23 protein-coding genes are annotated in these 26679 nt (G+C 72.8%); 9 read left to right on the top strand and 14 right to left on the bottom strand.

The genetic code is table 11. The features are described 5' to 3' along the window. The first annotated feature begins 36 nt into the window (after window positions 1-36). A complete protein-coding gene (locus ACFYYR_RS18420) occupies window positions 37-1026 on the top strand; it encodes a phosphotransferase (RefSeq protein WP_388854492.1) in 990 nt (329 codons plus the stop codon). 74 nt (window positions 1027-1100) lie between these two features. Here ACFYYR_RS18420 and ACFYYR_RS18415 read toward each other — a convergent pair whose 3' ends face one another. Beyond that, a complete protein-coding gene (locus ACFYYR_RS18415; RefSeq protein WP_388853950.1) occupies window positions 1101-2690 on the bottom strand; it encodes a protein kinase in 1590 nt (529 codons plus the stop codon). A 322-nt stretch (window positions 2691-3012) separates the two neighbouring features. Between ACFYYR_RS18415 and ACFYYR_RS18410 the strand changes: the two genes are divergently transcribed. Continuing rightward, window positions 3013-4689: a protein kinase gene (locus ACFYYR_RS18410; RefSeq protein ID WP_388853947.1), complete on the top strand. Its 1677-nt coding sequence runs from the start codon at window positions 3013-3015 to the stop codon at window positions 4687-4689. Window positions 4690-5047: 358 nt separating this feature from the next. Here ACFYYR_RS18410 and ACFYYR_RS18405 read toward each other — a convergent pair whose 3' ends face one another. The 8 genes from ACFYYR_RS18405 to pdhA form a co-directional block, all read right to left on the bottom strand. Further along, window positions 5048-5611, bottom strand: a complete 564-nt coding sequence (locus ACFYYR_RS18405; RefSeq protein WP_388853944.1) for a bacterial proteasome activator family protein — start codon at window positions 5609-5611, stop codon at window positions 5048-5050. Between the two features lie 414 nt (window positions 5612-6025). Next, entirely contained in the window at window positions 6026-6778 is a 753-nt protein-coding gene (locus tag ACFYYR_RS18400; protein ID WP_388853941.1) for a hypothetical protein, read from the bottom strand. Between the two features lie 150 nt (window positions 6779-6928). After that, complete coding sequence (locus tag ACFYYR_RS18395; RefSeq protein WP_388854489.1) at window positions 6929-7906, bottom strand: NAD(P)H-quinone oxidoreductase; 978 nt, start codon at window positions 7904-7906, stop codon at window positions 6929-6931. A 158-nt stretch (window positions 7907-8064) separates the two neighbouring features. After that, on the bottom strand, window positions 8065-9732 hold the full coding sequence (locus ACFYYR_RS18390; RefSeq protein ID WP_388854486.1) for a molybdopterin-binding protein: 1668 nt from the start codon (window positions 9730-9732) through the stop codon (window positions 8065-8067). A 439-nt stretch (window positions 9733-10171) separates the two neighbouring features. Continuing rightward, a complete protein-coding gene (locus ACFYYR_RS18385) occupies window positions 10172-11233 on the bottom strand; it encodes a DUF6457 domain-containing protein (RefSeq protein WP_388853939.1) in 1062 nt (353 codons plus the stop codon). A gap of 136 nt (window positions 11234-11369) precedes the next feature. Further along, entirely contained in the window at window positions 11370-12935 is a 1566-nt protein-coding gene (locus ACFYYR_RS18380; RefSeq protein WP_388854483.1) for a dihydrolipoamide acetyltransferase family protein, read from the bottom strand. Continuing rightward, window positions 12935-13930 (bottom strand): alpha-ketoacid dehydrogenase subunit beta, encoded by a 996-nt coding sequence (locus ACFYYR_RS18375; protein ID WP_388854480.1) that lies wholly within the window; start codon window positions 13928-13930, stop codon window positions 12935-12937. Before ACFYYR_RS18375 ends, ACFYYR_RS18380 begins: the two co-directional genes overlap by 1 nt. 53 nt (window positions 13931-13983) lie before the next feature. Next, entirely contained in the window at window positions 13984-15126 is a 1143-nt protein-coding gene (gene pdhA / locus ACFYYR_RS18370) for a pyruvate dehydrogenase (acetyl-transferring) E1 component subunit alpha (RefSeq protein WP_388853936.1), read from the bottom strand. A 223-nt stretch (window positions 15127-15349) separates the two neighbouring features. On the opposite strand from pdhA, the gene ACFYYR_RS18365 reads away from it, so the two are divergent. Further along, window positions 15350-15850: an Lrp/AsnC family transcriptional regulator gene (locus ACFYYR_RS18365; protein ID WP_388853934.1), complete on the top strand. Its 501-nt coding sequence runs from the start codon at window positions 15350-15352 to the stop codon at window positions 15848-15850. 146 nt (window positions 15851-15996) lie between these two features. Here ACFYYR_RS18365 and ACFYYR_RS18360 read toward each other — a convergent pair whose 3' ends face one another. Continuing rightward, window positions 15997-16596, bottom strand: coding sequence for a TetR/AcrR family transcriptional regulator (locus ACFYYR_RS18360; protein ID WP_388853931.1), 600 nt, complete (start codon window positions 16594-16596; stop codon window positions 15997-15999). Next, the gene (locus tag ACFYYR_RS18355; RefSeq protein ID WP_388853928.1) at window positions 16593-18116 is read right to left on the bottom strand and encodes a 3-hydroxyacyl-CoA dehydrogenase; all 1524 of its coding nucleotides are present in this window, start codon (window positions 18114-18116) and stop codon (window positions 16593-16595) included. Before ACFYYR_RS18355 ends, ACFYYR_RS18360 begins: the two co-directional genes overlap by 4 nt. 154 nt (window positions 18117-18270) lie before the next feature. Here ACFYYR_RS18355 and paaN point away from each other — a divergent pair, with 154 nt between their 5' ends. Next, entirely contained in the window at window positions 18271-19968 is a 1698-nt protein-coding gene (gene paaN / locus ACFYYR_RS18350; protein WP_388853925.1) for a phenylacetic acid degradation protein PaaN, read from the top strand. A 54-nt stretch (window positions 19969-20022) separates the two neighbouring features. On the opposite strand, the gene ACFYYR_RS18345 is transcribed toward paaN, so the two are convergent. The 3 genes from ACFYYR_RS18345 to ACFYYR_RS18335 are packed head-to-tail and all read right to left on the bottom strand — an operon-like array spanning window position 20023 to window position 22792. Continuing rightward, window positions 20023-20682 carry a TrmH family RNA methyltransferase gene (locus ACFYYR_RS18345; protein ID WP_388853922.1) on the bottom strand — a complete coding sequence of 220 codons (660 nt, stop codon included), beginning with the start codon at window positions 20680-20682 and terminating at the stop codon, window positions 20023-20025. Then, window positions 20679-22121 carry an HTTM domain-containing protein gene (locus ACFYYR_RS18340; protein WP_388853919.1) on the bottom strand — a complete coding sequence of 481 codons (1443 nt, stop codon included), beginning with the start codon at window positions 22119-22121 and terminating at the stop codon, window positions 20679-20681. The genes ACFYYR_RS18345 and ACFYYR_RS18340 overlap by 4 nt, the downstream gene beginning before the upstream one ends. After that, complete coding sequence (locus ACFYYR_RS18335) at window positions 22118-22792, bottom strand: DUF5819 family protein (RefSeq protein WP_388853916.1); 675 nt, start codon at window positions 22790-22792, stop codon at window positions 22118-22120. Before ACFYYR_RS18335 ends, ACFYYR_RS18340 begins: the two co-directional genes overlap by 4 nt. Window positions 22793-22970: 178 nt before the next feature. Here ACFYYR_RS18335 and paaA point away from each other — a divergent pair, with 178 nt between their 5' ends. From paaA to ACFYYR_RS18310, 5 genes are read left to right on the top strand one after another with little or no spacing between them, the layout of a single operon-like run. Then, window positions 22971-23927, top strand: a complete 957-nt coding sequence (gene paaA / locus ACFYYR_RS18330) for a 1,2-phenylacetyl-CoA epoxidase subunit PaaA (RefSeq protein ID WP_388853913.1) — start codon at window positions 22971-22973, stop codon at window positions 23925-23927. Next, window positions 23924-24211 carry a 1,2-phenylacetyl-CoA epoxidase subunit PaaB gene (gene paaB / locus ACFYYR_RS18325; protein WP_388853910.1) on the top strand — a complete coding sequence of 96 codons (288 nt, stop codon included), beginning with the start codon at window positions 23924-23926 and terminating at the stop codon, window positions 24209-24211. The genes paaA and paaB overlap by 4 nt, the downstream gene beginning before the upstream one ends. Then, entirely contained in the window at window positions 24208-24912 is a 705-nt protein-coding gene (gene paaC, locus ACFYYR_RS18320; RefSeq protein ID WP_388853907.1) for a 1,2-phenylacetyl-CoA epoxidase subunit PaaC, read from the top strand. The genes paaB and paaC overlap by 4 nt, the downstream gene beginning before the upstream one ends. Next, complete coding sequence (gene paaD, locus ACFYYR_RS18315; RefSeq protein ID WP_388853904.1) at window positions 24906-25424, top strand: 1,2-phenylacetyl-CoA epoxidase subunit PaaD; 519 nt, start codon at window positions 24906-24908, stop codon at window positions 25422-25424. The genes paaC and paaD overlap by 7 nt, the downstream gene beginning before the upstream one ends. Then, window positions 25425-26504, top strand: a complete 1080-nt coding sequence (locus tag ACFYYR_RS18310; protein ID WP_388853901.1) for a 2Fe-2S iron-sulfur cluster-binding protein — start codon at window positions 25425-25427, stop codon at window positions 26502-26504. The last annotated feature ends 175 nt before the right edge of the window (window positions 26505-26679 follow it).

Raw genomic sequence — 26679 nt, 5'->3', positions numbered from 1 at the left:
GACGGGCCCGCCGGCGGGACTCCGGACGGCGGCACCCTGTGCGCCCTGTTACGCCGGTACGAGGGCGCGGGCGAGCCGCTGTCCTGCGAGCGCCTCGCACAGGGTCTGCTGAACCGCGGCTACCACCTGGCCACCACCCGCGGCCGGTACTTCCTCAAGCACCACCTCGACGGCGACCGCGCCGCCATCGCCCGCCAGCACGGCGCCACCGCGCGGCTCGCCGTGCTGGGCCTGCCGGTCGCCCCGCCGGTCGCGGACGCGGAGGGGCGCACCGTCGCCGTGATCGGCGGCCGCTGCTACGCGCTGCACCCCTGGGTGGACGGCCGGCACCGCGGCGGCGGCGAGCTGACCGCCGCCCAGTCGCGGCGCCTGGGATCCCTGCTGGGGCTGGTGCACACCTGTCTGGAGCGGGTGATGCAGCAGTCCACGGTCCCGGAAGCGGAGGCCCGGGTGGAGAGCGCCGACCCCTCCGACACCTTCGAGCTCATCGAGGAGCTGCTCGCGCTCGCCCGTGCGAGGCGGCCCCGGGACGCCTTCGACGAACTGGCCGAGCACCGGCTCGTCGAACGGCGGGCGCTGCTGGAGCGGCACGCCCACCGCCGCCCGGAGGCCGGTGCCGAGCCCGCGACGGGCTGGGTGCACGGCGACTTCCATCCGCTGAACCTGCTCTACCGGGGCGCCGAGCCCGCGGCCATCCTCGACTGGGACCGGCTGGGCGTCCAGCCGCGCGCCGAGGAGGCGGTCCGGGCCGCGGCGATCTTCTTCGTCGGCCCGCGGGGAATGCTGGAGCTGTCCAAGGTGCGGCCGTACGCCCGTGCCTACCGGCGGGCCACCGGCGCCGCACCGGAGGAGCTGGCGGCGGCCGTGCACCGGGTCTGGTGGGAGCGGCTCAACGACTTCTGGATGCTGCGCTGGCGCTATCAGCTGCGCGACGGCAGGGCGGACCCGCAGTTCCCCGCGGCGGCCGCGCTGTCGGTCTGGTGGACGCGGGAGTACGAGGCCGTGCGCGACGCCTTCGCGGACTGAGCGGAACCGGCCCGGTCCGGGTGGACCGGACCGGACGGTGCCCGACGGGGTACCGGCGGCCCCGCCGGCCGACGTCAGCCCGTCGGCTCGCCGACCGTGCCGGGGCTGCCGATGGCGCCCTCGTCGTCACCGTTGCCGCCGTCGGTCGCAGTGTCGTCCTCCGAGGGGACCGGAGTCTCGCCCGTACCGCCGTCACCCGTACCGCTCGAGGTGCTCTCGCTGGGCTGCTCGCTCGGCGACACCGACGGCGTCGAGGACGGCGTGTAACTGGGCGTGTACGAAGGGGTGTAGGACGGCGTGTAGTCGTCCTGGCCGCCCACCGAGCTGTCGCCGGTGTCGGTGTCCTCCGTCGTCTCCTCGTCCGAGGGCTCGCTCGACTCTTTCTTCGTCGTCTGCGAGCTGGTGGGGCGTTGCTTGGGGTCGTCCTTCGTCGTCGACTTCATGTTCTGGACGGCCACCACGACCCCCACCGTGACCGCGATCACCGCGAGTGCGGCGAGCAGCCACGCCTTGCCACGGCCGCCCTTGCCGTTGCCGCGGCCCTGCCGGTGGCCTCCGTCGAAGCCGCCGTCGTCGTCCCGGCCGCCCGGCAGGATCGGACCGCCGACGCCCATCTGCGACGTGTCGCCGTGGCTCGGGTGCGGCATCACGCTGGTGCCGGCCATCCCCATCGCCGACGTCCTCATGCCCGCGTGCTCGACCGGCCCGGTGTCCCACACGCCGGTGTGGCCGCCCTTGTCGGTCAGCATCTGCAGCGCGTACTGCACCAGCCCGCGCATCTCCTCGGCGCTCTGGAACCGGTCGTCCGGGTCCTTCGCCAGGGAGCGCATGACGAGGCCGTCGAGCTCCGGCGGCACCGAGTCGGAGACCTCCGACGGCGCCACCGGGGTGTCCTGAACGTGCTGGTAGACCACCGAGAGCGGCGTCTCGCCGGTGAACGGCGGGCGCAGCGCGAGAAGTTCGTAGAGAAGGCAGCCCGTGGCGTACAGGTCGGAGCGGTGGTCGACGGCCTTGCCGAGAGCCTGCTCGGGGGAGAGGTACTGCGGGGTGCCCATGACCATGCCGGTCTGGGTCATGGTGGACTGGGCGCCGTGCAGGGCGCGGGCGATGCCGAAGTCCATGACCTTGACCGCACCGCTGTTGGTGATGATCACGTTGGCGGGCTTGATGTCACGGTGCACGATGCCGTGATGGTGGCTGTAGGCCAGCGCCTCCAGCACACCGGAGACGATGATCAGCGCCTGGTCCGCCGGCGGTGCCTCCGCGTTGAGCAGGAGGTCGCGGATGGTGCGGCCCTCGACCAACTCCATGACGATGTACGGCACGGTGTTGGGGCCGACGACGTCCTCGCCGGAGTCGTAGACGGCGACGACGGCGTGGTGGTTGAGGCCCGCGACGGACTGGGCCTCGCGGGTGAAGCGGGCCTTCGAGACCGGGTCCTCGGCGAGGTCGGCGCGGAGGAGCTTGACGGCCACGGTGCGGCCGAGCCGCACGTCCTCCGCGGCGAAGACCTCGGCCATGCCTCCGCGGCCGAGGCGGTGGGTCAGGCGGTAGCGGCCGTCGCCCACAAGTCCGCCGCTACCCCACTGCTCCGGCGCATCGGGGTTTCCCCCGCCGGAGGCCTCGGGTTCGGACGGGCCCTGGGCGCGCTGCGTCTGTGCCATCGGTCCTCGCCGTCATTTCTGTCCGCGGCTCGAATGGCTGCGGTCCTACGGTCTTCCGCTAAGGCACGCTACAGGGTCCGGAGGGCGCGCCGGTCCGTGATGGACAGGCCATCAAACCCGCTCCGGAACGAGCGGCGCAAATCCCGTGGTGAGCCAGTAACGCTTCATGAACTCTTCCTGCGCAACCAGTCACGGAACGGGCATGCGGCTTGACGTGTCCGACCCCTGCGGCAGACTTTGGCGAGAATCACCATCGCAGCATCGCTGAAATCGGTACACCGGGCCGCGTTGCCAGGCTGCGTGCCACGGGGGGAGCAGGAAAATGAGTCAGGACGGCGCTCAGGGACGCTACGAGGGCCGTGCGGTAGGCGGCGGCCGCTATCAGCTGCGCGACCTGCTCGGCGCCGGCGGTATGGCATCCGTGCACCTGGCCTACGACACCGTGCTCGACCGACAGGTCGCGATCAAGACACTGCACACCGAACTCGGCCGGGAACAGTCGTTCCGCGAGCGGTTCCGCCGCGAGGCCCAGTCCGTGGCGAAACTCTCACACACCAATATCGTCTCCGTCTTCGACACCGGCGAGGACGCGCTGTCGGACGATCAGGGCGAGGGCGGCGCGGTGATGCCGTACATCGTCATGGAGTACGTGGAGGGCAAGCCGCTGCGCTCGGTGCTCGACGCGGATGTGGCGCAGTACGGCGCGATGCCCGCCGACAAGGCGCTGAAGATCACCGGCGATGTGCTGGCGGCGCTCGAGGTCAGCCACGAGATGGGCCTGGTCCACCGGGACATCAAGCCGGGCAACGTGATGATGACCAAGCGCAATGTGGTCAAAGTCATGGACTTCGGCATCGCCCGGGCCATGCAGTCCGGGGTCACGTCGATGACGCAGACCGGCATGGTCGTCGGCACTCCGCAGTATCTGTCGCCGGAGCAGGCGCTGGGCCGCGGTGTGGACGCCCGGTCCGACCTGTACTCGGTGGGCATCATGCTCTTCGAGCTGCTGACCGGGCGGCTGCCGTTCGACGCCGACTCGCCGCTGGCCATCGCCTACGCCCACGTCCAGGAGGAGCCGGCCGCACCGTCGAGCATCAACAGCTCGATCCCTCCGGCCGTGGACGCGCTGGTCGCGCGGGCCCTGAAGAAGAACCCCAACGAGCGTTTCCCGACGGCCGAGTCGATGCGCGACGAGTGCGCGCGCGTGGCGGGGAGCGGGCAGACCGGGGCCGCGCCGATCATCATCGCCGGCGGCCCCGCGGCGCGCAGCGGGGCGGGCGTGGGGTCCGCGGTCTTCCCGCCGGTGGACCAGCCCACCCCGCCGGCGCCGCAGGTGCAGACCCCGTACCAGCCCCACCCGTCCCATGGTCAGATGGGCGGCTTCGGGCCGTCCACCCCGCCGCCCCCGACGCACCCGCTCCAGCAGGGCTACCAGAGCCCGCCGCCGTCCCCGTACGCCGTCGGTCCCCAGACTCCGCCGCCGTACTCGCCGGCGCCCTCCACGACGTCGACCGGCGGCAGCGGGGGGAAGAGCAGCGCGTCGGTGATCGTGGGCGCGACCCTCGTGGCGCTGCTCGCGATCGGCGGACTGATCGCCGCGATCGTGGTGAACAAGGGCGACGACAGCGGCGGACAGCAGGCGAGAACCGGAAACGCGTCCCAGTCGGAGAAGCCGGATCCGGACGACGACGATGACGACGAGGCGTTCAACCCCGGCGACAAGACGAAGACCGTCAAGCGCGAGGCGTGCACCGAGGCGTACGAGTACTACGACGACAAGTCGAAGCTCACGGCGCCGGACTTCCAGTACCGCGACATCACCTCGGTGAAGGACTGCCTGCGGGCAGCCGGGTGGAAGTTCGAGGTGGTGCGCGAGAACGAGAACACCTGGGGCAAGGACCTGGTGCTGCGTCAGACTCCGCTGGACGGCGACCCCTTCGACCCGAACGACAAGACGGAGAAGTTCGTCCTCACCGTCTCCACGGGCAGGCCCTCCTGAACACGGGCCGGTAGGCCGACTGGGTCCTCGGGGCGGCACGTCGACACTGCCCAGCTGCGCCACGGCTGCGGGGGCGCTGGTGGCGGAGTGAGCACGACAGACTCCGCCCGGAGGGCCCGGCGCGCGATGTGCGCACCGGGCCCTCCGGCGTATCGGTTCAACGGCGCTGCGGGCGCGGCCCGATGCGGCGCTCCGTGATCCATCGGTCGATTCGGGACGCTGAGCTCCGACGCCGGTCACGCGACGGCTGCGGGCTCCCTCCGGGCGACGGCCCCCGACGCGCGAGCCGACGGCAGCCGTGGGGCTGCCCCCGGATCAGCGGTCGAGGTGCCGGTGGCCCGCCGGATGAGCTCCGTGCTCAGAGGTACGGACCCGAGCGGGCACCGCCGTGAGCGGGCACGTCCTCGCCGCCCTCGGCACCCATCACCCCGGGCGGCAGAGCCCGGCGCATCTGCTCCAACTGCGCCCGCGCCGCCATCTGCTGTGCGAACAGCGCGGTCTGGATGCCGTGGAAGAGACCCTCCAGCCAGCCGACCAGCTGAGCCTGGGCGATGCGCAGTTCGGCCTCGGTCGGAATGGCGTCGTTGGTGAAGGGAAGCGACAGCCGCTCCAGTTCCTCGACGAGTTCCGGCGCGAGACCGTCCTCCAGCTCCTTGACCGAGCTGGCGTGGATCTCCTTGAGCCGTACCCGGCTCGCCTCGTCGAGAGGAGCCGCCCGGACCTCCTCCAGAAGCTGCTTGATCATGCTGCCGATGCGCATGACCTTCGCGGGCTGCTCGACCATCTCCGTCACCGGGACCTCGCGCGACTCGTCGTCACCCTCCCCGCCGCCGGGGTTGGCGTTGCCGAGAGCCATTCCGTCGGGTCCGACGACCAGAACGTGGGGGCTCTCCTGCGACCGTTCGTTCCTCGGCATCTCCATGCCGCCCATTCTCTCGCACCCGTGCCTCGAAGGCGTTGTGCCCCTGCCAGGGCGTGATCCACCCTGCCGCGGCGCCGACGGAGACGTCGGTGACCGGTATCGGCATCGTGCCCGGCGGCCGGCAGGGGCCGAAGGAACGGCGGGAAACCGGAGGGAGGGCGGGTTGCCGGCGGCTGTCGTTACGGAACGCCCGGCTCCGGGGCGGGTGGGATGTCAGCGACTGTTGCGGGGACCGTTCGGCAGTGGACGGCTGAGCGCTGGCTCCGCTGCCTCCGCTGCCTCCGCAGGTGGCCGTATCGCCTGGTCACTGCCGGTTCGGCTCGATCGTGGCCATCCGGCTCGGTCGCAGCCGTTCGGTCCAGTGGTGCGTGCGGCGTTCGGCCACGCGGTGTCCTGCAGCTCTGCGAGCGCCGATCAGCGCTGGCGGAGCCGGAAGCCGATGAAGGCCAGGCCGATCCCCATGAGCGCCAGCCCGGTGCCGAGCGGCAGCACCCGCAGCATGCGTCCGGAGTGCTGAGCGACCGTCTGCCCGGTGCTCTCGCCGGTAGCGCTCGGGCCGTCCGGACCGGTCGTCGAGGTGACGGGCTCGTCCGGTTCCGCGGCACCGCTCTCGGCCGGACGGGGCGAGCGCGGCCGCTCGGCCTCCAGCCGGTCGCGGCCCGTCTCGGAGGTGTCCGGCTTCGCGGATCCGTGGGGTTCCGGTGGCCTGGAGATGCCGGCACCCGGGGAGGGAGGGACGGCGGGACGGTTCGGCCTGCGCGCTTCGTCCGGTGCGCTCGGGTTCCGCGCACCAGGCCGTTCCGGCACTCCCGGCGGCACCTCGGGGCGGGCCGCCGAGTCCGGGCCCCGGCCCGGCCGCGCCCGCCCTTCCCCGGCGAGACGCCCGGCGAAGGGCCCGCCCGGGTCCCTGCTCCGCTGCCATTCGGCGACGCGTCCGTCGAGCTCGGCGAGCAGCGGAGACGGGAGTCCGATCACGGGAAGGGCGAGCTGCGGGCCGGGCCGGAGGCCGGGGGTCCGTCCGATGGAGTGATCCCGGGACCAGGTGTCGGGTGTCCGGCCCGGGACGTGGGCCGACCGGCCCTCGAGAGCGAACGCCGCAGGTGCCGGCAGCAGCACGGCCCCCGCAAGGAGGCCGATGGCGAAACGTAGGCGAAGCGCTGGAGCCACGGCTGTGACCCCCTCCCGTGCCGAGCCGTGCAGTGACCGTGTTCAGCGTCACACGACCGGAAGAATCCGGCATCTCGGGCATTTCGTGCGATTCACCACCACGGTGCGGCCGTCCGCCCGCTGTTCCGGAGCCGGCGCCGGGCCGCCTCTTCACACGGTCAGCAGGATCTTCCCGATGTGGCCGCTCTCCTCCAGCACCCGATGGGCTTCGGCCGCATCGCGCATCGGCAGGGCCCGGTCCACCACCGGACGGACCCGTCCGTTGGCGATCAACGGCCAGACGTGCTCACGCACCGCCGCGACGATCGCGGCCTTCTCCGAGAGCGGGCGCCCGCGCAGCGAGGTCGCGGTGACCGCCCCCCGCTTGGCCAGCAGCGCACCGAGGTCCAGCTCTCCCTTGCGGCCACCCTGCATGCCGATGACCGCAAGGCGGCCGCTCACCGCGAGCGCCTTCACGTTCCGGCTCAGATACTTGGCGCCGACGATGTCGAGGATGACATCCGCGCCCTTGCCGTCGGTGGCCTTCCGGAGCTCCTCCACGAAGTCCTGCTCGTGGTAGTCGATCAGGATGTCGGCGCCCAACTCCCGGCAGCGCTCCAGCTTCTCCGCGCTGCCCGCCGTCACCGCGACCCGAGCGCCGATGGCCTTGGCCAGCTGGATCGCCATCGTGCCGATGCCGCTGGAGCCGCCATGGATCAGCAGGGTGTCCCCGGGGCGCAGGTGGGCGACCATGAAGACGTTGGACCAGACGGTGCAGACGGCCTCCGGCAGAGCCGCCGCCGTCACGAGATCGACGCCCTCCGGCACCGGCAGCAACTGGCCCGACGGGACCACGACCTGCTCCGCGTACCCGCCGCCGGCCAGCAGCGCACACACCTCGTCGCCCACGGCCCACCCGGACACATTGGGCCCCAGGGCGGTGATCCGCCCGGAACACTCCAGGCCGGGGTACGGGGAGGAGCCGGGCGGCGGATCGTAGAAGCCCTGCCGCTGCAGCAGATCGGCACGATTGACCGCGCCGGCCGCGACCTCGACCAGGACTTCTCCCTCGCCGGGGACGGGTTCCGGGACCTCGGCCCACACCAGGGCCTCGGGTCCGCCGGGTTCGGGGATGGTGATCGCGTTCATAGGCATGGCGGCGAGGCTACTCCGCCCCCGGACGGCACGACGATCACGCAGGCCCGGGGCGGCGGCCGACGCCGCTCCGTGGCACCCGCCGGTCCGTCAGCGCGCCGTTCGCGGACGGACGGTCGCCGTGCGGGGCCGCCCGCTCGCCCGTGGCCGGTTCACCGGCTGCCGTCCCCCGCCGGAGGTGCGGCCGCGTCGAACCGGTCGGGCCAGGGCAGTTCGAGGATCTCCGCATCCGTTCCCGCTGCGGCTCCGCCCGGCGGTACGACGGCGAGCCCGTCGGCGGCGGCGATGCCCCGCAGCATGGCCGGACCGGTGAAGTGCAGCGGCCTGGCGGCCCCGCCGTCGAGGGCGACCGGGACGAGACGGGTGTCGTGAGGATGGCCCTGCACATCGGTGGCGAACGGCAGCGTGACGGCGTACGGGTTCGGGCCGCGGCCGGAGAGCGTCCGCAGCAACGGTTCTGCAAGCGTGAGCAGGCCGGAGACAGCTGCGAGCGGATTGCCGGGGAGCCCCACCAGGTGCCGTTCCGGGGCGAGTCGGGCGAGCAGCATCGGGTGCCCCGGGCGCACGGCCACACCGTCGACCAGCAGCGTGGCACCGGCCCGGCGCAGGATCGGATGGAGGTGGTCGACGGGGCCGGCGGCGGTGCCACCGGTCGTGACGAGGAGGTCGGCGGTGGAGTCGGCGACGGCCCGGTGCAGGACGCCGGCGTCGTCGCCGAGCCGGCGGGTGGACACCACGTCCGCCCCGAGCGCCCGCAGCCAGGGGCCGAGCATCGGTCCGAGCGCGTCGCGGATACGCCCTTCGCGGGGAAGTCCGCTGGTCAGCAGCTCGTCGCCGAGGACGAGGACCTCGACCCGGGGGCGTGCGACGGTCGGCAGTTCGTCATAGCCGGCGGCGGCCGCGAGGCCGAGCACGGCAGGGGTGACGAGGGTCCCGCCGGGCAGCAGCCGGTCGCCGCGGCGGCACTCCTGGCCTCGGGGGCGGATGTCCTGGCCGGGGGTGATGTTCCGGCCGGGGGCGATGTGCAGGCGCTCGCCGGGGGAGCCGGGCCGCCCTCTGGTCCCGCCGTGCTCGGTGCGCAGCACCGCGGTGGTTCCGGCAGGAACGGGAGCCCCGGTGGCGATGCGGACGGCGTGCCCGTCGGGCAGCGCCGCAGGACCCTCCTGACCGGCGAGAATGCCGGGTTCACCGGGATCGTCGACCGTCCAGGGGCCGGGACCGGCGAGGGCCCAGCCGTCCATCGCGGAGGTGTCGAAGGAGGGCAGGTCGGTCAGCGCCGGCAGCGGCTCGGCGAGGATGCGTCCCAGCGAGTCGCCCAGTCCCAGGATCTCCGTCGGCAGGGGACCGCTCGCCGCCCGGGCGGCCCGTTCCCGGGCAGCGGGCCATGGAGTCGCTCCGTGACGGGCACGGCCACCGGCAGAAGCGGGCGCGGCTGCCCCTGATCCCACGCCGGGGTGCGCCGTGGGATTCGGGGTGCGGGGGGCGTGGTCGGTTCCGGTCCTCGGGTGGTCGGTCCTCGGGTGGTCGCGGTCGGGTCCCGTCCTCGCGTCGTGGTCGGTTCTGGTGCGCCGCTCGGGATCCTGCCTTGGCTCCGACTCGGGATCGGGCACGGGGCCGGGACCGGTATCCGGACCGGGGCGGGCGTCGGACCGGCCGGAGGCTCCGTACCGGGCTTCGGCATCGGGCCGCGGGTGCCGGCCGGAGGGGACATGCCGAGGCGTGAGCCATGCCGGGACGGCGAGTTCATCGCCTTCGGACGGCTGATGGCGGTGGCCGGTCCCCCGATCGGGGCGATGGGGAGATGCCTGACGACCGCTCATCCGGTCGGCGCCACGGGCGGTCGCACCGGTTCGCCCACCGTGACGAGGCTCGGCCGTATCGGCGGACCCGGTCGAGTGCCGTCCCGTCAGCGGCCGGCGCCCCTCGTTCGCGATGGCCAGGGCCTCGTCCACCGCCTGGTCGACGTCCCTCTCGTCCACCGCCGACCGGGCTCTCCGGTCCGGTCCGGTGGCCTCGGGGCCGAAGGCGTCATTCCCCGGGGCGTTCTGTTGTGCCTCGCTCCCCCCGGTGGCCGTCCCGCCGATGTCACCGCAGTCGTGTGCGGAGCGGTGGGCGCGCCCGTGCCCGTGCCGGGCGTCCCCGCCGGCGCTGCCGTCACCGAGTACACGGCCGTCGCCGGGAGACAGAGCGTCGCGGTCCGCGTCCCGGTCGGTGTCGCCATCCGTCTCACGGTTCGTCATCGGTCCGCGCCCTGCCTCGTCATCCGTCGGTCCTTCCACCGTCGGCCGGTCCCTCGGCGGACTCCGCCGCCCAGCGCTCGGCGAGTGCCGCCGCCCGGCGCGCGGCTTCGGCCACCTCGGCCGGACTGCCACCCGCCCGGCCCGCCGCGTACCCGACCAGGAAGGTGGTGAGGGGCGCCGCCGGCCGGGTCACGCCGTGCGCGGCATCGCGGGCGAGGTCCAGCAGAACGCCGGTGTCGACGTCCAGCTCGATCCCGAGTTCGTCCTTGACTGCGGCTATCCATTCATCCAGCACGTTTCCATGCTCCCTGATACGGGCGCGGGCGGACGCAAGGTCCTCCCAGGTGTCGCAGTCGAAGGACGCCGCGGGGACGGGTCCGGGTATGCGCCGGAGGGTGAGTTCGGCGCTGAGCAGGCGCAGCGGCAGATGCGCGAGGCCGCCGTGCTCAGCGGCGAGGAGGGAGAGTTCGCGGCGCAGCGGCTCGGTTCGGTAGGCGGCGACCAGCGGCTGGTCCCTGCCGTCGGAATCGACGAGCAGCACCCCGTCGGCCGGCTCGCTTTCCGCGGTGCCGTTGGCATCGCTCGCCCGGGCCGTGGCCGAGTCCCGCGCCGCCCGGGAGGTCTCGGCCGTCTCGGCCCGGGCCGCGCCGCCGGCCCGGATCACCCGGTCCGCGGTGGCCCGGCCGGCATCCGGGCCGGCGTCCGGCCGCGTCGCGGGGGCCGGGCCGGGCCCGTGCTCCTCCCCGTCCAGCGCCCCGATCAGCGCCCGCACCGTTTCGGCCGACAGAAACGGCAGATCCGCCGAGAGGGCGAGTACCACCGGCTCCGTGACGTGGGCGAGGCCGGCGGCGAGCGCCGCCAGCGGGCCGCCGCCGGCCGGCGCCTCGCGCGCCCAGCGCACCGGCCGCGCGGTCGGTCGCCGGGAACCGACGACAACGGTCGCGGTGGCGTCGGCGCACGCCCCGAGCACGCGGTCCAGGAGAGGGCGTCCGCCCACCCGGAGGCCCGGCTTGTCCGCCCCGCTCATCCGCTTCGCGGCGCCACCGGCCAGCACCACCGCGTCGTACCCCTGCGCAGTCATGCATCGAGTATCCCGGGCCCGTGGGACGTCACGGCAGCCTCATGGCTCCCGCCCCACGGGCGCGCCCCACTTCCCGGGACGCCCGTCCCTGCCCACGGCGCCGGCCGCAGGGGGCAGGCGCCGAGGGCAGGCTGCGTCACACCGTGCGCAGCAGCACCGCCGGCTGCTCGACGCAGTCGGCGACGTACCGGAGGAAGCCCCCGGCAGTGCCGCCGTCGCACACCCGGTGGTCGAAGGTGAGCGACAGCTGAACGACCTGCCGCACCGCCAACTCGCCCCGGTGCACCCACGGCTTGGGCACGATGCGCCCCACGCCCAGCATCGCCGCTTCGGGGTGGTTGATGATCGGCGTCGAGCCGTCCACGCCGAAGACGCCGTAGTTGTTGAGTGTGAACGTGCCGCCGGTCAGGTCGGCCGGCGTCAGCGTGCCCTCCCGCGCCTTCTCCGTGAGCCGGGCGAATTCCTCGGACAGCGAGGCCGCGTTCCGCGTGTGCGCGTCCCGGACGACGGGCACCACCAGCCCCCGGTCCGTCTGCGCCGCGAATCCGATGTGGACGCCGGAGAGCCGGACGACCTCGCGGGCCTCCATGTCCACCGTGGAGTTCAGTTCGGGGTAGCGGGCGAGTGCGGCCGTGCAGATCCGGGCCAGCAGCGCGAGCAGCGACACCTTCGGCCCACCGGCGGCATTCATGGCGGACCGGGCCGCCATGAGTTCGGTGGCGTCGGCGTCCACCCAGCACGTCGCCTCGGGGATCTCCCGCCGGCTCCGCGACAGCTTGTCCGCCACGGCTCCGCGCACCCCGCGCAGCGGAATGCGTTCCGCCACCGGGGCCCCACCGGTCTCCGGCTGCCTGCCCCCGGCGGGCTCGCCCCGGTCGGGGACGGTCCTGCCCCCGGCGGCGTGGGGAGCCGTGTCGCTCCGCTCCGACCGGGCCGGCGGTTCGGCGAGCGTCCGCGCGGCGCTCTCGACGTCGGCCCGCAGGATGAGCCCCTCGGGCCCGCTGCCCCACACCTCGCGGAGATCGATCCCGTTCTCCCTGGCCAGCCGCCGGACGAGGGGCGAGATCACGGCAACCGGTCCGGAGCCGCCGGCTGTCACGGCTCCGGAGGTGGCGCCCGTCGTGGCACGGCCGTCTGCCGGAACGTTCGCTTCCTGCGGCGGGGCCGCACGGACAGCTGCTCCACCGGCTGCCCCTCGCGGTCCGGCGGCCGCGGGCGCGGACGGCGGGGAGAAGCCGCCCGTGGGGCGGACCCTGCGCCGACGGGCCACCGGCGCACCGGTGCCGTAGCCGACGAGCACATTGCCCGATCCCTCGTCCCTGCCCGCGTCGGCTGTACCGTCGACGCCACCGGCGGCCCCGGTGCCCGGCGCAGCCGCCCCCGCGCCGGCCGGAGCGGGGGTGGTTCCCGGCACCGAGGCGCCCGGTTCGGGGCCGTCCGGGGCGGCGCCCGCATCCGCGCCGACCGCGACCGTCAGCAGCGGTGCCCCGACCGGCAGCTCCGTGCCTTCCTCGCCGTAGCGTGCGGTGACCACGCCCCCGTAGGGGCAGGGCACCTCCACCACGGCCTTCGCCGTCTCGACCTCGACCACCGGCTGGTCGACGGCGACGACGTCGCCGACCTGCACCAGCCAGCGGATGATCTCGGCCTCGGTCAGCCCCTCGCCGAGATCGGGCAGCCTGAACTCCCGCACCACGGCCATCAGCTCCGCACCTCCCCCGGCGTCCATTCGGACTCCCACTGCAGCCGGGCGACCGCGTCCAGGATGCGGTCGACGCCGGGCAGATGGTGGCGTTCGAGCATCGGCGGCGGATACGGGATGTCGAAGCCCGCGACCCTGAGCACCGGGGCCTCCAGGTGGTGGAAGCACCGCTCCGTCACCCGCGCGGCGATCTCCCCTCCGGGACCGCCGAACCCGCTGGACTCGTGCACGACGACGGCCCGCCCGGTCCGGCGGACGGACGCGCAGACCGTCGCGTCGTCGAACGGCACCAGACTCCGCAGGTCGAGGACTTCCAGATCCCAGCCCTCGGCGCGGGCGGCGTCGGCGGCCTCGAGGCACACCGGCACGGACGGCCCGTAGCTGATGAGTGTCGCGCTGCGGCCCGTCCGCCGGACCGCGGCGCGACCGATCGGGCCGACCGCTTCGGGCTCGTCCGGCGACCAGTCGGCCTTCGACCAGTACAGCCGCTTCGGCTCCAGGAAGACGACGGGGTCGTCGGAGGCGATGGCGGCCCGCAGCAGGCCGTACGCGTCCGCCACCGTCGCCGGTGTGACGACGTGCAGGCCCGGGGTGGCCATGTAGTAGGCCTCGGACGAGTCGCTGTGGTGTTCGACGCCGCCGATCCCGCCGCCGTACGGCACCCGCACCGTGACCGGCATCGGCATCGCGCCCCGCGTCCGGTTGCGCATCCGTGCGACATGGCTGATGAGCTGCTCGAACGCCGGGTAGGCGAAGGCGTCGAACTGCATCTCCACGACGGGCCGCAGACCGTACATCGCCATGCCGACCGCCGTGCCCAGGATTCCCGCCTCAGCCAGCGGCGTGTCCGTGCAGCGGTCGTCGCCGAACTCCCGGGCGAGGCCGTCGGTGATCCGGAAGACACCGCCCAGCGTGCCGACGTCCTCCCCGAGGACGTGCACGGACGGGTCCTCGGCCAGGGAATCCCGCAGGGCGCGGCCCAGGGCATGGGCCATGGTGGCGGGTTTGCGCACCGGGGCGGCGGGCCCGGCGGCGGCTGGTGCGGTGGTCACTTCCCGCCCTCTCCCTCGTGGTCGGCGGCGTCGAGTTCGGCGCGCAGCTGGGCGGCCTGTTCACGCAGCTGTTCCGTCTGCTCGGCGTACACGTGGCCGAACAGGTCCAGCGGGTTCAGGACCGGGTCCTGGTTCATCCGCTCCCGCAGGTCGGCCGCCATCTCCTCGGCGGACTCGCGGACCACCCGGGCCTCCTTGTCGTCCAGCAGGTGCCGGTCCCGCATCTCGCGCTCCAGCAGGCTTATCGGGTCGTGTTCCCGCCACTCCGCGACCTCGTCGTCCGGCCGGTAGCGGGTGGCGTCGTCGGCATTGGTGTGGGCTTCCATGCGGTAGGTGACGGCTTCCACGAGCGTCGGGCCGTCCCCCGCGCGGGCACGGCGGACGGCCTCGCCGAGCACCTCGTGGACCGCGACCGCGTCGTTCCCGTCGACGAGCCGGCCCGGCATGCCGTACCCCACCGCCTTGTGGGCGAGGGAGGGCGCGGCGGTCTGCTTGGCGAGCGGCACGGAGATCGCGAAGCCGTTGTTCTGGACGAGGAAGACGACGGGGGCGCGCCAGACGGCGGCGAAGTTCAGTGCTTCGTGGAAGTCGCCCTCGCTGGTGCCGCCGTCCCCGACCATGGCGAGCGCGACGACGTCGTCCCCCTTGAGCCGGGCGGCGTGCGCCAGGCCCACGGCGTGCGGGAGCTGGGTGGCCAGCGGTGTGCACAGCGGCGCGACGCGGTGCTCCCGCGGGTCGTACCCGGTGTGCCAGTCGCCGCGGAGCAGGGTGAGGGCCTGCACGGGGTCGAGGCCGCGGGCCACGGCGGCGAGGGTGTCGCGGTAGCTGGGGAAGAGCCAGTCCCGGTCCTCCAGGACGAGGGCGGCGGCGACCTGGCAGGCCTCCTGGCCGGTGCTGGAGGGATACACGGCCAGCCGGCCCTGCCGGGTGAGGGCGGTGGCCTGCGTGTTGTAGCGGCGGCCGCGGACCAGCTCGGCGTGGAGCCGCTTCAGCAGGGCGGGGTCGGTGTCCCGCCCCGCGGGGGTACCCAGCAGGCGGTACGGCTCCTGGTCGGGCAGGAGCGGCGCGGGGTCGGTGCGGGGCCGCCAGGCGGGCGGCGGGACCGGGTGGTACGACCCGGGCTGTTCGAGGACCGTCATTCGAGCACCTCCTGGGACTCGCCCCTGGGCTTCGGCGTGGGGACCTGGGGCCTGCTGGCCGGGGCGACGGGCAGGGCTTAGCGCGACGCGGTGTGGCACGTCTCACCTACCGATTGTTCGGTCGACGGCACATTTTGGCTACATGCGGCCTCAGCCTGTGGACAAACGGTTTTCCACAGCCTGAGATGAAGACAGGACGTCCACCGTGGGGAGGCATAGGCGGATGGCAACTGAACGGATGGCCGACGAGAGCCGGATGCCGCCCCCGCGCCCGCTGGACGCGATCGACCGCGCGATCCTCCGGATGCTCCGCACCGACGGGCGCGCCTCGATACGCTCCGTGGCCGAGCGGGTGCACATCTCGCGGGCCAACGCGTACGCGCGCATCAACCGGCTCATCGAGGACGGCGTGATCCAGGGCTTCGGTGCCCGGGTCGACATGGAACGGGCAGGCCAGGGCGCCGCCGCGTACATCACGCTGAAGATCGTGCAGAACTCCTGGCGCACGGTCCGCGAACAGCTCGAGGAGCTGCCGGGCGCCGCGCACATCGCCCTGGTCAGCGGCGATTTCGACGTCCTGCTGCTGGTGCACACCGAGGACAACCGCGCACTCCGGGAACTCGTCCTGACCCGGATCCAGGCGATCCCCGAGGTGCTGAGCACGCGCACGCTGCTGGTGTTCGAGGAGACGGACCTCTGGCCGGAGGACCCGGCCGAGGCCTGAACCGCGGCCGGCGGCAGCGACGGAACCGGCCCGGGGCGTGGTGGGAGAAGCCCAGCGGCCCGCCGGCGCCCGACCGGAGCGTCACCCCGGAGGAAGGTCAACGCCCAGAAGAAGGGCCTACGCAGAAAACGCCCAGAAGAGAGGGGCTACGCAGAAGCGGACGTCCGCAGGCCCGCGAAAGCCATGCGCACCACCGTTTCGGCCACGTCGTCGCCGTCCATGTGGCCGCTGCCGTGCGGCCGGTACCACTCGACGATCGAGTTGATCATGCCGAAGAGCAGCCGGGTGGCGAGCCGCAGGTCCACGTCGTCGCGCAGGTCGCCCTCCGCCGCGGCCTGCTTCAGCAGCTCCGCGACCTGCTGGTCGAACTCGCGGCGGCGCTCCATGGCCCACCGTTCGGTGTCGGTGTTGCCGCGCACCCGCAGCAGCAGCGTGACGTACGGCAGCTCGGCCATCAGCACCTCCGCGGTCCGCCGCGTGACGTGCTCGAGACGGTCGATGGCCCGGCCCTCGCACGCCCCCGGCTCCCGCAGGATCGCGAAGAGCCCGTCGAGGGCGCGGCGTATCGCCAGTCGCAGCAGTTCCTCCTTGCCGCGGACATGGTGATAGATGGACGACTTGGAGATCCCCGCCGCCCGGGAGAGGTGCTCCATGGAGGTGCCGTCGTAGCCCCGCTCGTTGAACACCTCGACGGCGACCGCGAGCAGCGATTCGGGCGTATAGGTGTCGCGCTTGGCCATGGTCATGATGAGAACAGCTTTCCTTCGGCCGTCGCACGACGGAGCAAGGGCTGGGACGGGACGTAGCGGCCAGTAGGGTACGCGTCGTCGAGCCCCCACAGGACCCTGCGCACCCAGCCGACGCCGAGCTCATCGGCCCACTCCAGCGGGCCGCGCGGGTAGTTGACGCCCAGCCGCATCGCGGTGTCGACGTCCTCCGCGCCGGCGACGCCGCGGGCGACCGCCTCGGTGGCGAAGTCGGCGAGCATCGCGACGGTCCGCGCGACGATCATTCCGGGGACGTCGTCGATCACGCTGACCTGCTTGCCGAGCGCCTGGAACAGGCCGATCGCGTCGCTGAGCGCCTCGGGGGAGGCGAGGTCGGAGGGGGCGAGGGCGATCCGGGTCGCGGTGCGGTAGTCCAGCGCGAGGTCGAAGCGGATGTGGGTGCCGGACAGATCGGTGGTGGCGGCCGAACCGTCGGTGAGCGTGAGCCGCGTGCCGCCGGGCAGCGCGATGAACCCCTCCGACACGAAGGAGGTGCGGTCGCGGGTGACCTCGATGCCCGCCTCGGCGATCAGCTCGGCCAGGACCGCGGCGGGCCCGAGGTCGCCGTGGACGCCGACCGTGGCCGGCGCCTTGCGGGGCTCCGCGGTGTGCGGCTCCGGCCTGGACTCCCCCTCGCCGTACGCGTACCAGCCGCGGCCCGACTTCCGGCCGTGCAGCCCCGCTTCGACGAGCCTGCGCTGAGCGAGCGAGGGCGTGAACCGCGGGTCGTGGAAGCAGGACTCCCAGACGGACCGGGTGACAGCCTCGTTGACGTCCTGGCCGATGAGGTCGGTCAGCTCGAACGGGCCCATCCGGAAGCCGCCGGACTCCCGCAGGACGGCGTCGATGGTGGCCGGGTCGGCCGCCCGCTCCTCGTACAGCCGGAAGGCCTCGGCGTAGAACGGCCGGGCGACGCGGTTGACGATGAAACCGGGGGTGTCGGCGCAGCGGACGGGCGTCTTCCCCCAGGCCGCCGCCGTGGCGTGGGCACGTGCCGCGGCGGCTTCGTCGGTGGCGAACCCGCTCACCACCTCCACCAGCGGAAGGAGCGGCGCCGGGTTGAAGAAGTGCAGCCCGACCAGGCGTCCGGGGCGGGCGAGCGCCCCGCCGACCGCGGTGACGGACAGCGAGGAGGTATTGGTGGCGAGCAGGCAGTCCTCGGAGACGACGGTTTCGAGGGCCGTGAAGAGCTGCTGCTTGGCGCCCAGCTCCTCCAGGATCGCCTCGACGACGAGCCGGGCGTCCGCGAGCCCGCCGAGCTCGGTGACCGCGCCGAGCCGGCCGCGGGCGGCGTCGCGCTCCTCCGCGGTGAGCCTGCCCTTCTCCACGAGCCGGTCGAGGCGCACCGTGATGGCGTCGACCGCCGTCCCGGCCCGGCCGGGAGCCACGTCGTAGAGCCTCACCGGGTGCCCGGCCAGCAGCGCGACCTGGGCGATCCCCTGGCCCATGGTGCCGGTGCCGACGACGGCGACGGTGCCGGTGCGGTCGATTGCGGTCATGGTGAAGATCCTCCCCGACGAGTTGTCCACAGGACCCGAGGCCCCCTTGTCCCGACCGATCGTTCGGTTACAGTATCTCCCGGGGGAAGCCCCCGGGCCCCTCGCACTCCGGATACTCGATTCCCAGCCCGGCTCAACGAGGAGTTGGTCAGCCATGGCCGCCGATCTCACCGCTCTCCAGCTGATCGAGAAGCACCGCTCGACCCTCGACCAGGCGCTGGAAGCCATCCGCACCCGCGCGTACTGGTCTCCCCACCCGGAGCACCCGAAGGCGTACGGCGAATCCGCGGCCGGCGACGGCCTGGCCGCCTTCGAGGCGCTGCGCGGCAAGCAGCTCGACCTCGGCCAGCCGGGGACGGACGCCTGGGTGGGAGACGAGGTCTCCCCGTACGGCCCGGAGCTGGGCGTGGAGTATCCGCACCCGGACGTCGACGTGCTGCTGCCGGCGATGCGGGCGGCCATGCCGGGGTGGCGGGAGGCCGGGCCCGAGACCCGCGCGATGGTGTGCCTGGAGATCCTGTCCCGGATCAGCGCCCGGACCCATGAGTTCGCCCAGGCGGTCATGCACACCAGTGGCCAGGCGTTCATGATGGCGTTCCAGGCGGGCGGGCCGCACGCCCAGGACCGCGGCCTGGAGGCCGTGGCGTACGCGTATGTGGAGCAGGTGCGCACCCCCGAGGCCGCGGACTGGTCCAAGCCCCAGGGGAAGCGGGACCCGCTGAATCTGCGCAAGGCGTTCACCGCCGTGCCGCGCGGCATCTCCCTGCTGATCGGCTGCAACACCTTCCCCACCTGGAACGGCTACCCGGGCCTGTTCGCCTCCCTGGCCACCGGGAACGCCGTGCTGGTCAAGCCGCACCCGCGGGCGGTCCTGCCGCTGGCGCTGACGGTGGCGGTCGCGCGCGAGGTGCTGTCCGAGGCCGGGTTCGACCCGAACCTGGTGGCGCTGGCCGCCGAACGGCCCGGCGAGGGGCTGGCCAAGACCCTGGCCGTGCGTCCCGAGATCCGCATCATCGACTACACCGGCTCGACCGCCTTCGGCGACTGGCTGGAGGCCAACGCCCGGCAGGCGCAGGTGTACACGGAGAAGGCCGGCGTCAACACGGTGATCGTCGACTCGACCGACGACTACCAGGGCATGCTCGGCAACCTCGCCTTCTCGCTGTCCCTCTACAGCGGCCAGATGTGCACCACTCCGCAGAACCTCCTCGTCCCGCGCGACGGCATCACCACGGACGCCGGCCACAAGTCGTACGACGAGTTCGTCAGCGACCTGGCGGGCGCGGTGAGCGGCCTGCTGGGCGACGACGCCCGGGCGAACGCCCTGCTGGGCGCCATCGTCAACCCCCAGGTGCGGGAGCGCCTGGAGTCCGCCGCCGGGCACGGCGAGGTCGCCCTGGAGTCCCGGAAGGTGGCGCACCCGGACTTCCCCGACGCCACGGTCCGTACGCCGGTGATCGTGAAGGCGGACGGGGCGCGGAAGGTCTGGGAGGGGGCGGAGCCGGATGCCGCCTATCTGACGGAGTGCTTCGGACCGGTGTCGTTCGCGGTGGCAGTGGACTCCTCGTCGGACGCGGTGGAGCTGCTGCGCCGCACCGTCCGGGAGAAGGGGGCCATGACGGTCGGCGCGTACACGACCTCCCCGGAGGTCGAGCAGCTGATCGAGGAGGCGTGCCTGGAGGAGTGCGCCCAGCTGTCGCTCAATCTGACCGGCGGCGTGTACGTCAACCAGACCGCGGCGTTCTCGGACTTCCACGGCTCGGGCGGCAACCCGGCAGCGAACTCCGTGCTCTGTGACGGGGCGTTCGTCGCGAACCGCTTCCGCACGGTCGAGGTCCGCCGCCCGGCGTAGTGCGCGCTTCCCCGGCGCCGCGGATCCCTCCGGCGCCGGGGGACGGGCGGGGCCCTACGGGTTCTCGATACGGGCGTGGCGGCTGATCCAGGCGTGCATGGCGACGGCGGCCGCCGCGCCCGCGTTGATCGACCGGGTGGAGCCGAACTGCGCGATCGAGCACACCATGGCCGCGTGCCGGCGGGCCTCCTCGGTCAGCCCCGGGCCCTCCTGACCGAACAGCAGCACACAGCGGCGGGGCAGCTCGGTGGTCTCCAGCGGGACGGAGCCGGGGAGATTGTCGATACCGATGATCGGCAGACCCTCGGCCGCCGCCCAGGCGGTGAGCTCCGCGGTGTCGGGGTGGTGGCGGACGTGCTGGTAGCGGTCGGTGACCATGGCACCGCGCCGGTTCCAGCGCCGCCGGCCCACGATGTGGATCTCCTTCGCGAGGAAGGCGTTGGCGGTGCGCACCACGGAGCCGATGTTGAAGTCGTGCCCCCAGTTCTCCACAGCGACGTGGAAGTCGTGGCGGCGGGTGTCGAGGTCGGCGACGATCGCCTCACGCGTCCAGTAGCGGTAGCGGTCGACGACATTGCGCCGGTCGCCGTGCGCGAGCAGCTCGGGGTCGTATCGGTCGCCCTCCGGCCACGGCAGGGGGTGCGGGCCGACGCCGACCTCGGCGGGGCCGTAGCCGTCGTCGTACTGAACGGTCTCGATGCTGTCGCTGGTCACCCGACGAGGGTACGGTCCGGCCGCCTGCTGTCGCTCCGGACGGCCTCCCCCGCGGAGCGGGCGGGACGGAGCTCCCGGAGCCGGGCGGCCCGGCCCCCGACCCACCGGAGGAACCCGGTCGGCAGGAAGACCGCGTCCGCGGCGATCATGGCGAGTGAGAAGAAGGGCAGGCCGAGCGCGAAGGCGATGGCCAGGTGCTCGGCCATCATCAGCACGAGCAGGACGTTCTTGACCCCGCGGTTGAACAGGGTGAACGGGAAGGCGACCTGGACGATCACCGTGCCGTAGGTGATGAGCAGAACCAGCACCCCGCTGCCGGCGAGGACACCGGAGAGCTCGGGCCAGGGCGAGAAGTAGTTCAGGTGCATCGGGTAGTAGAGGGCGGTGCCGTCCTGCCAGCGCGTGCCCTGGACCTTGTACCAGCCGGCGGTCGCGTAGATCAGACACACCTCGGCCATGATCACAAACAGGGCGCCGTTGTGGACGAGGTTGGTGATGGCCTCCAGGACGGTGGCCGCCTCACGGCTCAGGGGCCGCTCCGGCCGCACCTCCCGGGGCGCTCGCTCCGCGGCTGCCCCCGCGCCCGTACCCGCCGCGCCCGCCTGCTGCATCGCCGTCTGCTCGGCCGGTGCGGATTCCGTCGGTGCGGATTGCGTCAGTGCAGCACCGGCCGATGCCGCCGGGGCCGGTGGCGTCCGTGCGGGTGTCGCGTCGGCCGGTGTGCGCTGCCCCGGCACACCCGGTGCGTTCGCACCCCCGGGTATCGGCAGGCCGGCGCCGGCGACGCGGCGGCGGACCGCCCCGTGGACGCCCTGCGCGGCCCAGAGGCCCCAGTAGACCGCCTGCCAGCCCCAGCTGAGCCGGCCCAGCCCGGTGGCGAGGAGGAGAACGGCGCCGAGCACGGCCCAGAGAACGATCCCGCCCCGGTCCCTGCCGCCGTTCCCCGTCCGCGCGCGGCGCCGGGCGTCCAGGGACCACACCTGGCCGCAGCGGGTGAGCACGAGGTAGATCGCCATGAGGTGGATGACGTTGTCGCCGCCGTCGCCGACGAAGATGCTGCGGTTCTGCAGGGACAGCACCCCGGTCATGAACAGCACCGATGTGGCACGGGTGCGCCAGCCGAGCAGCAGCAGCGCGCCGGCGGCGATGGCGAAGAAGTAGACGGCTTCGAACCAGAGCCTGCTGTCGGACCAGATCAGCGCGGTGAGAGCACCGTTCTCGTCGATCAGCCGACGGGCCATGTCCCAGTTCCACGGTCCGTCGGGCCCGTACAGCTCATGGCGGTGCGGCCACTCGCGGAGCAGGAAGGCCAGCCAGGTGAAGGAGAAGCCGATCCGGATCACCGCGGTCTGGTACGGCCCGAGGGCGCTGCCGGTGACGCGGGCGATGCCCCGGGCGAGCGCCCGTTCGGCGCGACGCGGGGCGGAGATCGGGGTCATCGGTGGCCGGCCCCTTCCGGAACGTCCTTCGCGGAGACCGTCCACCAGGGCATCACCCGGTGGACGGTCTTGGTGTCGACCTTCTCGTCACTCCACGGCGGCGGGGCGATCGGGGTGGTGGCGGACCTCAGCTGGATCCGCTGGACCCTGCCCCCGGACTCCTCGGGGCCGATCCGGAGCATCACGATGCGCCGCATGTACTGCTCGGACAGCTGTCCGCGCAGACCGTTGGGCCGGTTCTCGGTGTCGTGCGAACCGATGAGCAGGTCCCAGGCGCGGCGCAGTTCGTTCTGCTCGGTGTGGCTGGGGAGGAGCCGGTGGTGGATCGCCGCCCCGTCCTGGGCGGACAGATCGATCCACTTCGTGGTCGCGGTGCCCCCCTCGGCCGTGCGTATCTCGGCGCGGGCCTGTACGGCGATGTTCTGCTGGAGCGGGTTCGGGGCGAACAGCTTCCAGTTCTGTTCGAACTCCGGATAGATGTAGTCGTCGACCGTCGCCCCGTGCTGCTTGGTGATCGTGTTGGCGGGGGCGAGGTGCAGGAAGACCATCGCGAGATGCACCGCGGCGGCGACCACGACCGCGGCGAACGCCACCGCGATCACTATGCGTGAGGGCAGCGAGAGCGCGGCGACACCGCCCGGCACCGCCGTCCCCTCCTCGTGACGCTCCATTCCGCCCCTTCCGAGTCCGAATCTCCGTGGAACGGTACTCAGAGCGCCCCTTCCGGCACAGCGTCTCGCGGTTATCCACAGCCTTGACACCCTACGATCCCTCACCGCACCATTGAACCGAACGATCGGTCGGTCGGCGGTCGGTCGGTCCGGGCTCGTCGGATGAGAGGGGCGCCTGGTGACAACGGTGGTTGCAGCCGAGAGCGCGGGCGCGTACGCAGCGGCGTTCGACGCGGCGGTGGCGGCGGACGAGCGGATCGAACCACGTGACTGGATGCCGGACGCCTACCGCGCGACGCTGGTGCGGCAGATCGCCCAGCACGCCCACTCCGAGATCATCGGCATGCAGCCGGAGGCCAACTGGATCACCCGCGCGCCGTCCCTGCGGCGCAAGGCGATTCTCATGGCGAAGGTCCAGGACGAGGCCGGACACGGGCTCTACCTGTACAGCGCGGCCGAGACCCTGGGCACCGGGCGGGACGAACTGCTCGACAAGCTCCACTCCGGTCGCCAGAAGTACTCCTCGATCTTCAACTACCCCACGCTGACCTGGGCGGACGTAGGGGCCATCGGCTGGCTGGTGGACGGTGCCGCGATCACCAACCAGGTGCCGCTGTGCCGCTGCTCCTACGGGCCCTATGCCCGCGCCATGGTGCGGATCTGCAAGGAGGAGTCGTTCCACCAGCGGCAGGGATACGAACTGCTGCTGGCCCTCAGCAGGGGCACCGAAGCACAGCACGCGATGGCGCAGGACGCGGTCGACCGCTGGTGGTGGCCGTCCCTGATGATGTTCGGCCCGCCCGACGACGAGTCCGCGCACTCCGCCCAGTCGATGGCCTGGAAGATCAAGCGGCACTCCAACGACGAGCTGCGGCAGCGCTTCGTGGACATCTGCGTGCCGCAGGCCGAGGCCCTCGGGCTGACACTGCCCGACCCGGACCTGCGGTGGAACGAGGACCGCGGGCACCACGATTTCGGGGCCATCGACTGGGACGAGTTCCGCGAGGTCCTCAAGGGCAACGGCCCGTGCAACGAACAGCGGATGACCCAGCGCCGACGGGCGCACGAGGAAGGCGCCTGGGTGCGCGAGGCAGCGGCGGCCTACGCCGCCAAACACGGGGAGGCAACGGCATGAGCGCTACGGACTGGCCGCTGTGGGAGGTGTTCGTTCGCAGCAGGCGGGGCCTGTCGCACACCCACGCCGGAAGCCTGCACGCCCCCGACGCCGCCATGGCGCTCCGCAACGCCCGTGACCTCTACACCCGGCGGGCCGAGGGCGTCTCGATCTGGGTGGTGCCCTCCGCGGCCGTCACCGCATCCTCCCCCGACGAGAAGGACCCCTTCTTCGAGCCGGCCGCCGACAAGCCCTACCGGCACCCGACCTTCTACGAGATCCCGGAAGGGGTGCAGCACCTGTGACCACCGCAGCGCTGGCCCTCGGCGACGACGCCCTCGTGCTCTCCCACCGGCTGGGGGAGTGGGCGGGCAACGCCCCTGTGCTCGAGGAGGAGGTCGCGCTCGCCAACATCGCCCTCGACCTGCTCGGCCAGGCCCGGGTCCTGCTGTCCATGGAGGGCGACGAGGACGAACTCGCCTACCTCCGCGAGGAGCGCGCCTTCCGCAATGTGCAGCTCGTCGAACAGCCCTGTGCCGACTTCGCGCAGGCCATGGCCCGGCAGCTCTACTTCTCCACCTACCAGGAGCTGCTGTACGGGCAGTTGGCCCAGGGGGACGGGGCGTTCGCCCCGCTGGCGGCGAAGGCGGTCAAGGAGGTCGCCTACCACCGCGACCACGCCGAGCACTGGACCCTGCGCCTGGGTGACGGCACGGCGGAGAGCCACACCCGGATGCAGCGCGCGCTCGATGAGCTGTGGCGCTTCACCGGCGAGCTGTTCCAGCCGCTGGAGGGGCTGGTCGTGGACTGGGAATCCCTCCGCGAGGCGTGGACGGCATCCGTGGCGTCCGTGGTGGAGCGCGCCACTCTGACCCTGCCGACCGGTCCGCAGCGCGGCGGATGGGCCGCGGGCGCGGGTCGTCAGGGCCTGCACACCGAACCATTCGGCCGGATGCTCGCGGAGATGCAGCATCTGCACCGCAGCCACCCGGGGGCGACATGGTGACCCCCGACACGGCGCCCCCGGCCGCCCCGACCCCGCTCGAGGAGGAGCTCCGACGGCTCGCCGGTTCGGTGCCCGACCCGGAACTCCCCGTGCTCACCCTCGAGGAGCTGGGGGTCCTGCGCGGACTGCACCTCCTGGGCCCGGGACGGGTCGAGGTGGAGCTCACCCCGACGTACACCGGCTGCCCGGCCATCGAGTCCATGACCGCGGACATCGAGCGGGTACTGCACGAGCGAGGCATACCCGAGGTCGCCGTCCGCACGGTCCTCTCCCCGCCGTGGTCCACCGATGCCATCAGCTCCGAGGGCCGGCGCAAGCTCGAAGAGTTCGGTATCGCACCACCGCGCCCGGGAGGCCCGAGCGGCCCGGTCATGGTGGAGCTGTCCGTGCGCTGCCCGAACTGCGGATCCACCGACACCACGCTGCTGAGCCGTTTCTCCTCCACCGCGTGCAAGGCGCTGCGCCGCTGCGAGTCCTGCCGCGAACCGTTCGACCACTTCAAGGAGTTGTAGATGGCCGCGGCTCGTCATGGCGCCTTCCATCCGCTGCAGGTGGCCGCGGTCGACCGGCTCACCGACGACTCGGTCGCCGTCACCTTCGCGGTTCCGCCCGAGCTGCGCGAGGCGTACCGGTTCACCCCCGGGCAGCACCTCGCACTGCGGCGCCGCAGCACGGACGGTTCGGAGATCCGCCGCACCTACTCCATCTGCGGCCCCGCCGGGAGTTCCGGTGGCCCGGAGACGCTGCGGGTGGGCGTGCGACTGGTCGAGGGCGGGGAGTTCTCGACGTTCGCCCTCAAGGAATTGCAGACCGGCCACACCGTGGAGGTCATGGCGCCGGCCGGGCGATTCGTACTGGAGCCCACGGCGGGGTACTTCGCCGCCGTGGTCGGGGGCAGCGGTATCACCCCGGTGCTGTCGATCGTCTCCACCCTGCTGGCCCGGGAGCCGAACGCCCGCTTCTGTCTGATCCGCAGCGACCGCACCGCCGCCTCGACGATGTTCCTGGACGAGGTCGCCGATCTGAAGGACCGGTACCCGGACCGGCTGCAGCTCGTCCAGACCCTGTCCCGCGAGGATCAACAGGCCGGTCTGCCGTCGGGACGGCTGGACGAGGCCCGGCTCGGGGAACTGCTGCCGGCCCTGCTGCCCGTGGACTCGATCGACGGCTGGTTCCTGTGCGGCCCCTACGGACTGGTGCAGGGTGCGGAGCGGGCCCTGCGGGCGCTCGGCGTACCGCGCGCCCGGGTCCACGAGGAGATCTTCCATGTGGCGGACGACTCGTCCGCGCCGGCCGCACCCGCGTCGGCACCGGCGCACAGCACGGTGACGGCCACCCTGGACGGCCGGTCCGGCAGCTGGCCCGTGCGGAACGCCGAGTCGCTGCTGGAGGCGGTTCTGCGGAACCGCGCCGACGCTCCGTACGCCTGCAAGGGCGGCGTGTGCGGGACCTGCCGGGCCTTCGTGGTCTCCGGTGAGGTCCGTATGGACCGGAACTTCGCGCTGGAACCGGACGAGGTCGGCGCGGGCTATGTCCTGGCCTGCCAGTCCCACCCGGTCACCGAACAGGTGGAGCTGGACTTCGACCGCTGACCTGCGGACCCGTTGCTCCGAAGGTGGCCGGCCCCGGGAAGGGGAGCAGCGATCCGGGGCAGCGACGATCCGGGGAGCCACGGCTCCGGGGCATCCTCGCTCTGGAGGACCCTCGCTCCGGGGGAGCCACGCTCCGCGGGGTCTCCGCCGTGGCTGCGGGGGCTTCCCGGCGGAC

This window comes from Streptomyces sp. NPDC001922 (assembly GCF_042891165.1).
Lineage (GTDB): Bacteria > Actinomycetota > Actinomycetes > Streptomycetales > Streptomycetaceae > Streptomyces.
This window is presented reverse-complemented; position numbering and strand designations above follow the sequence as displayed.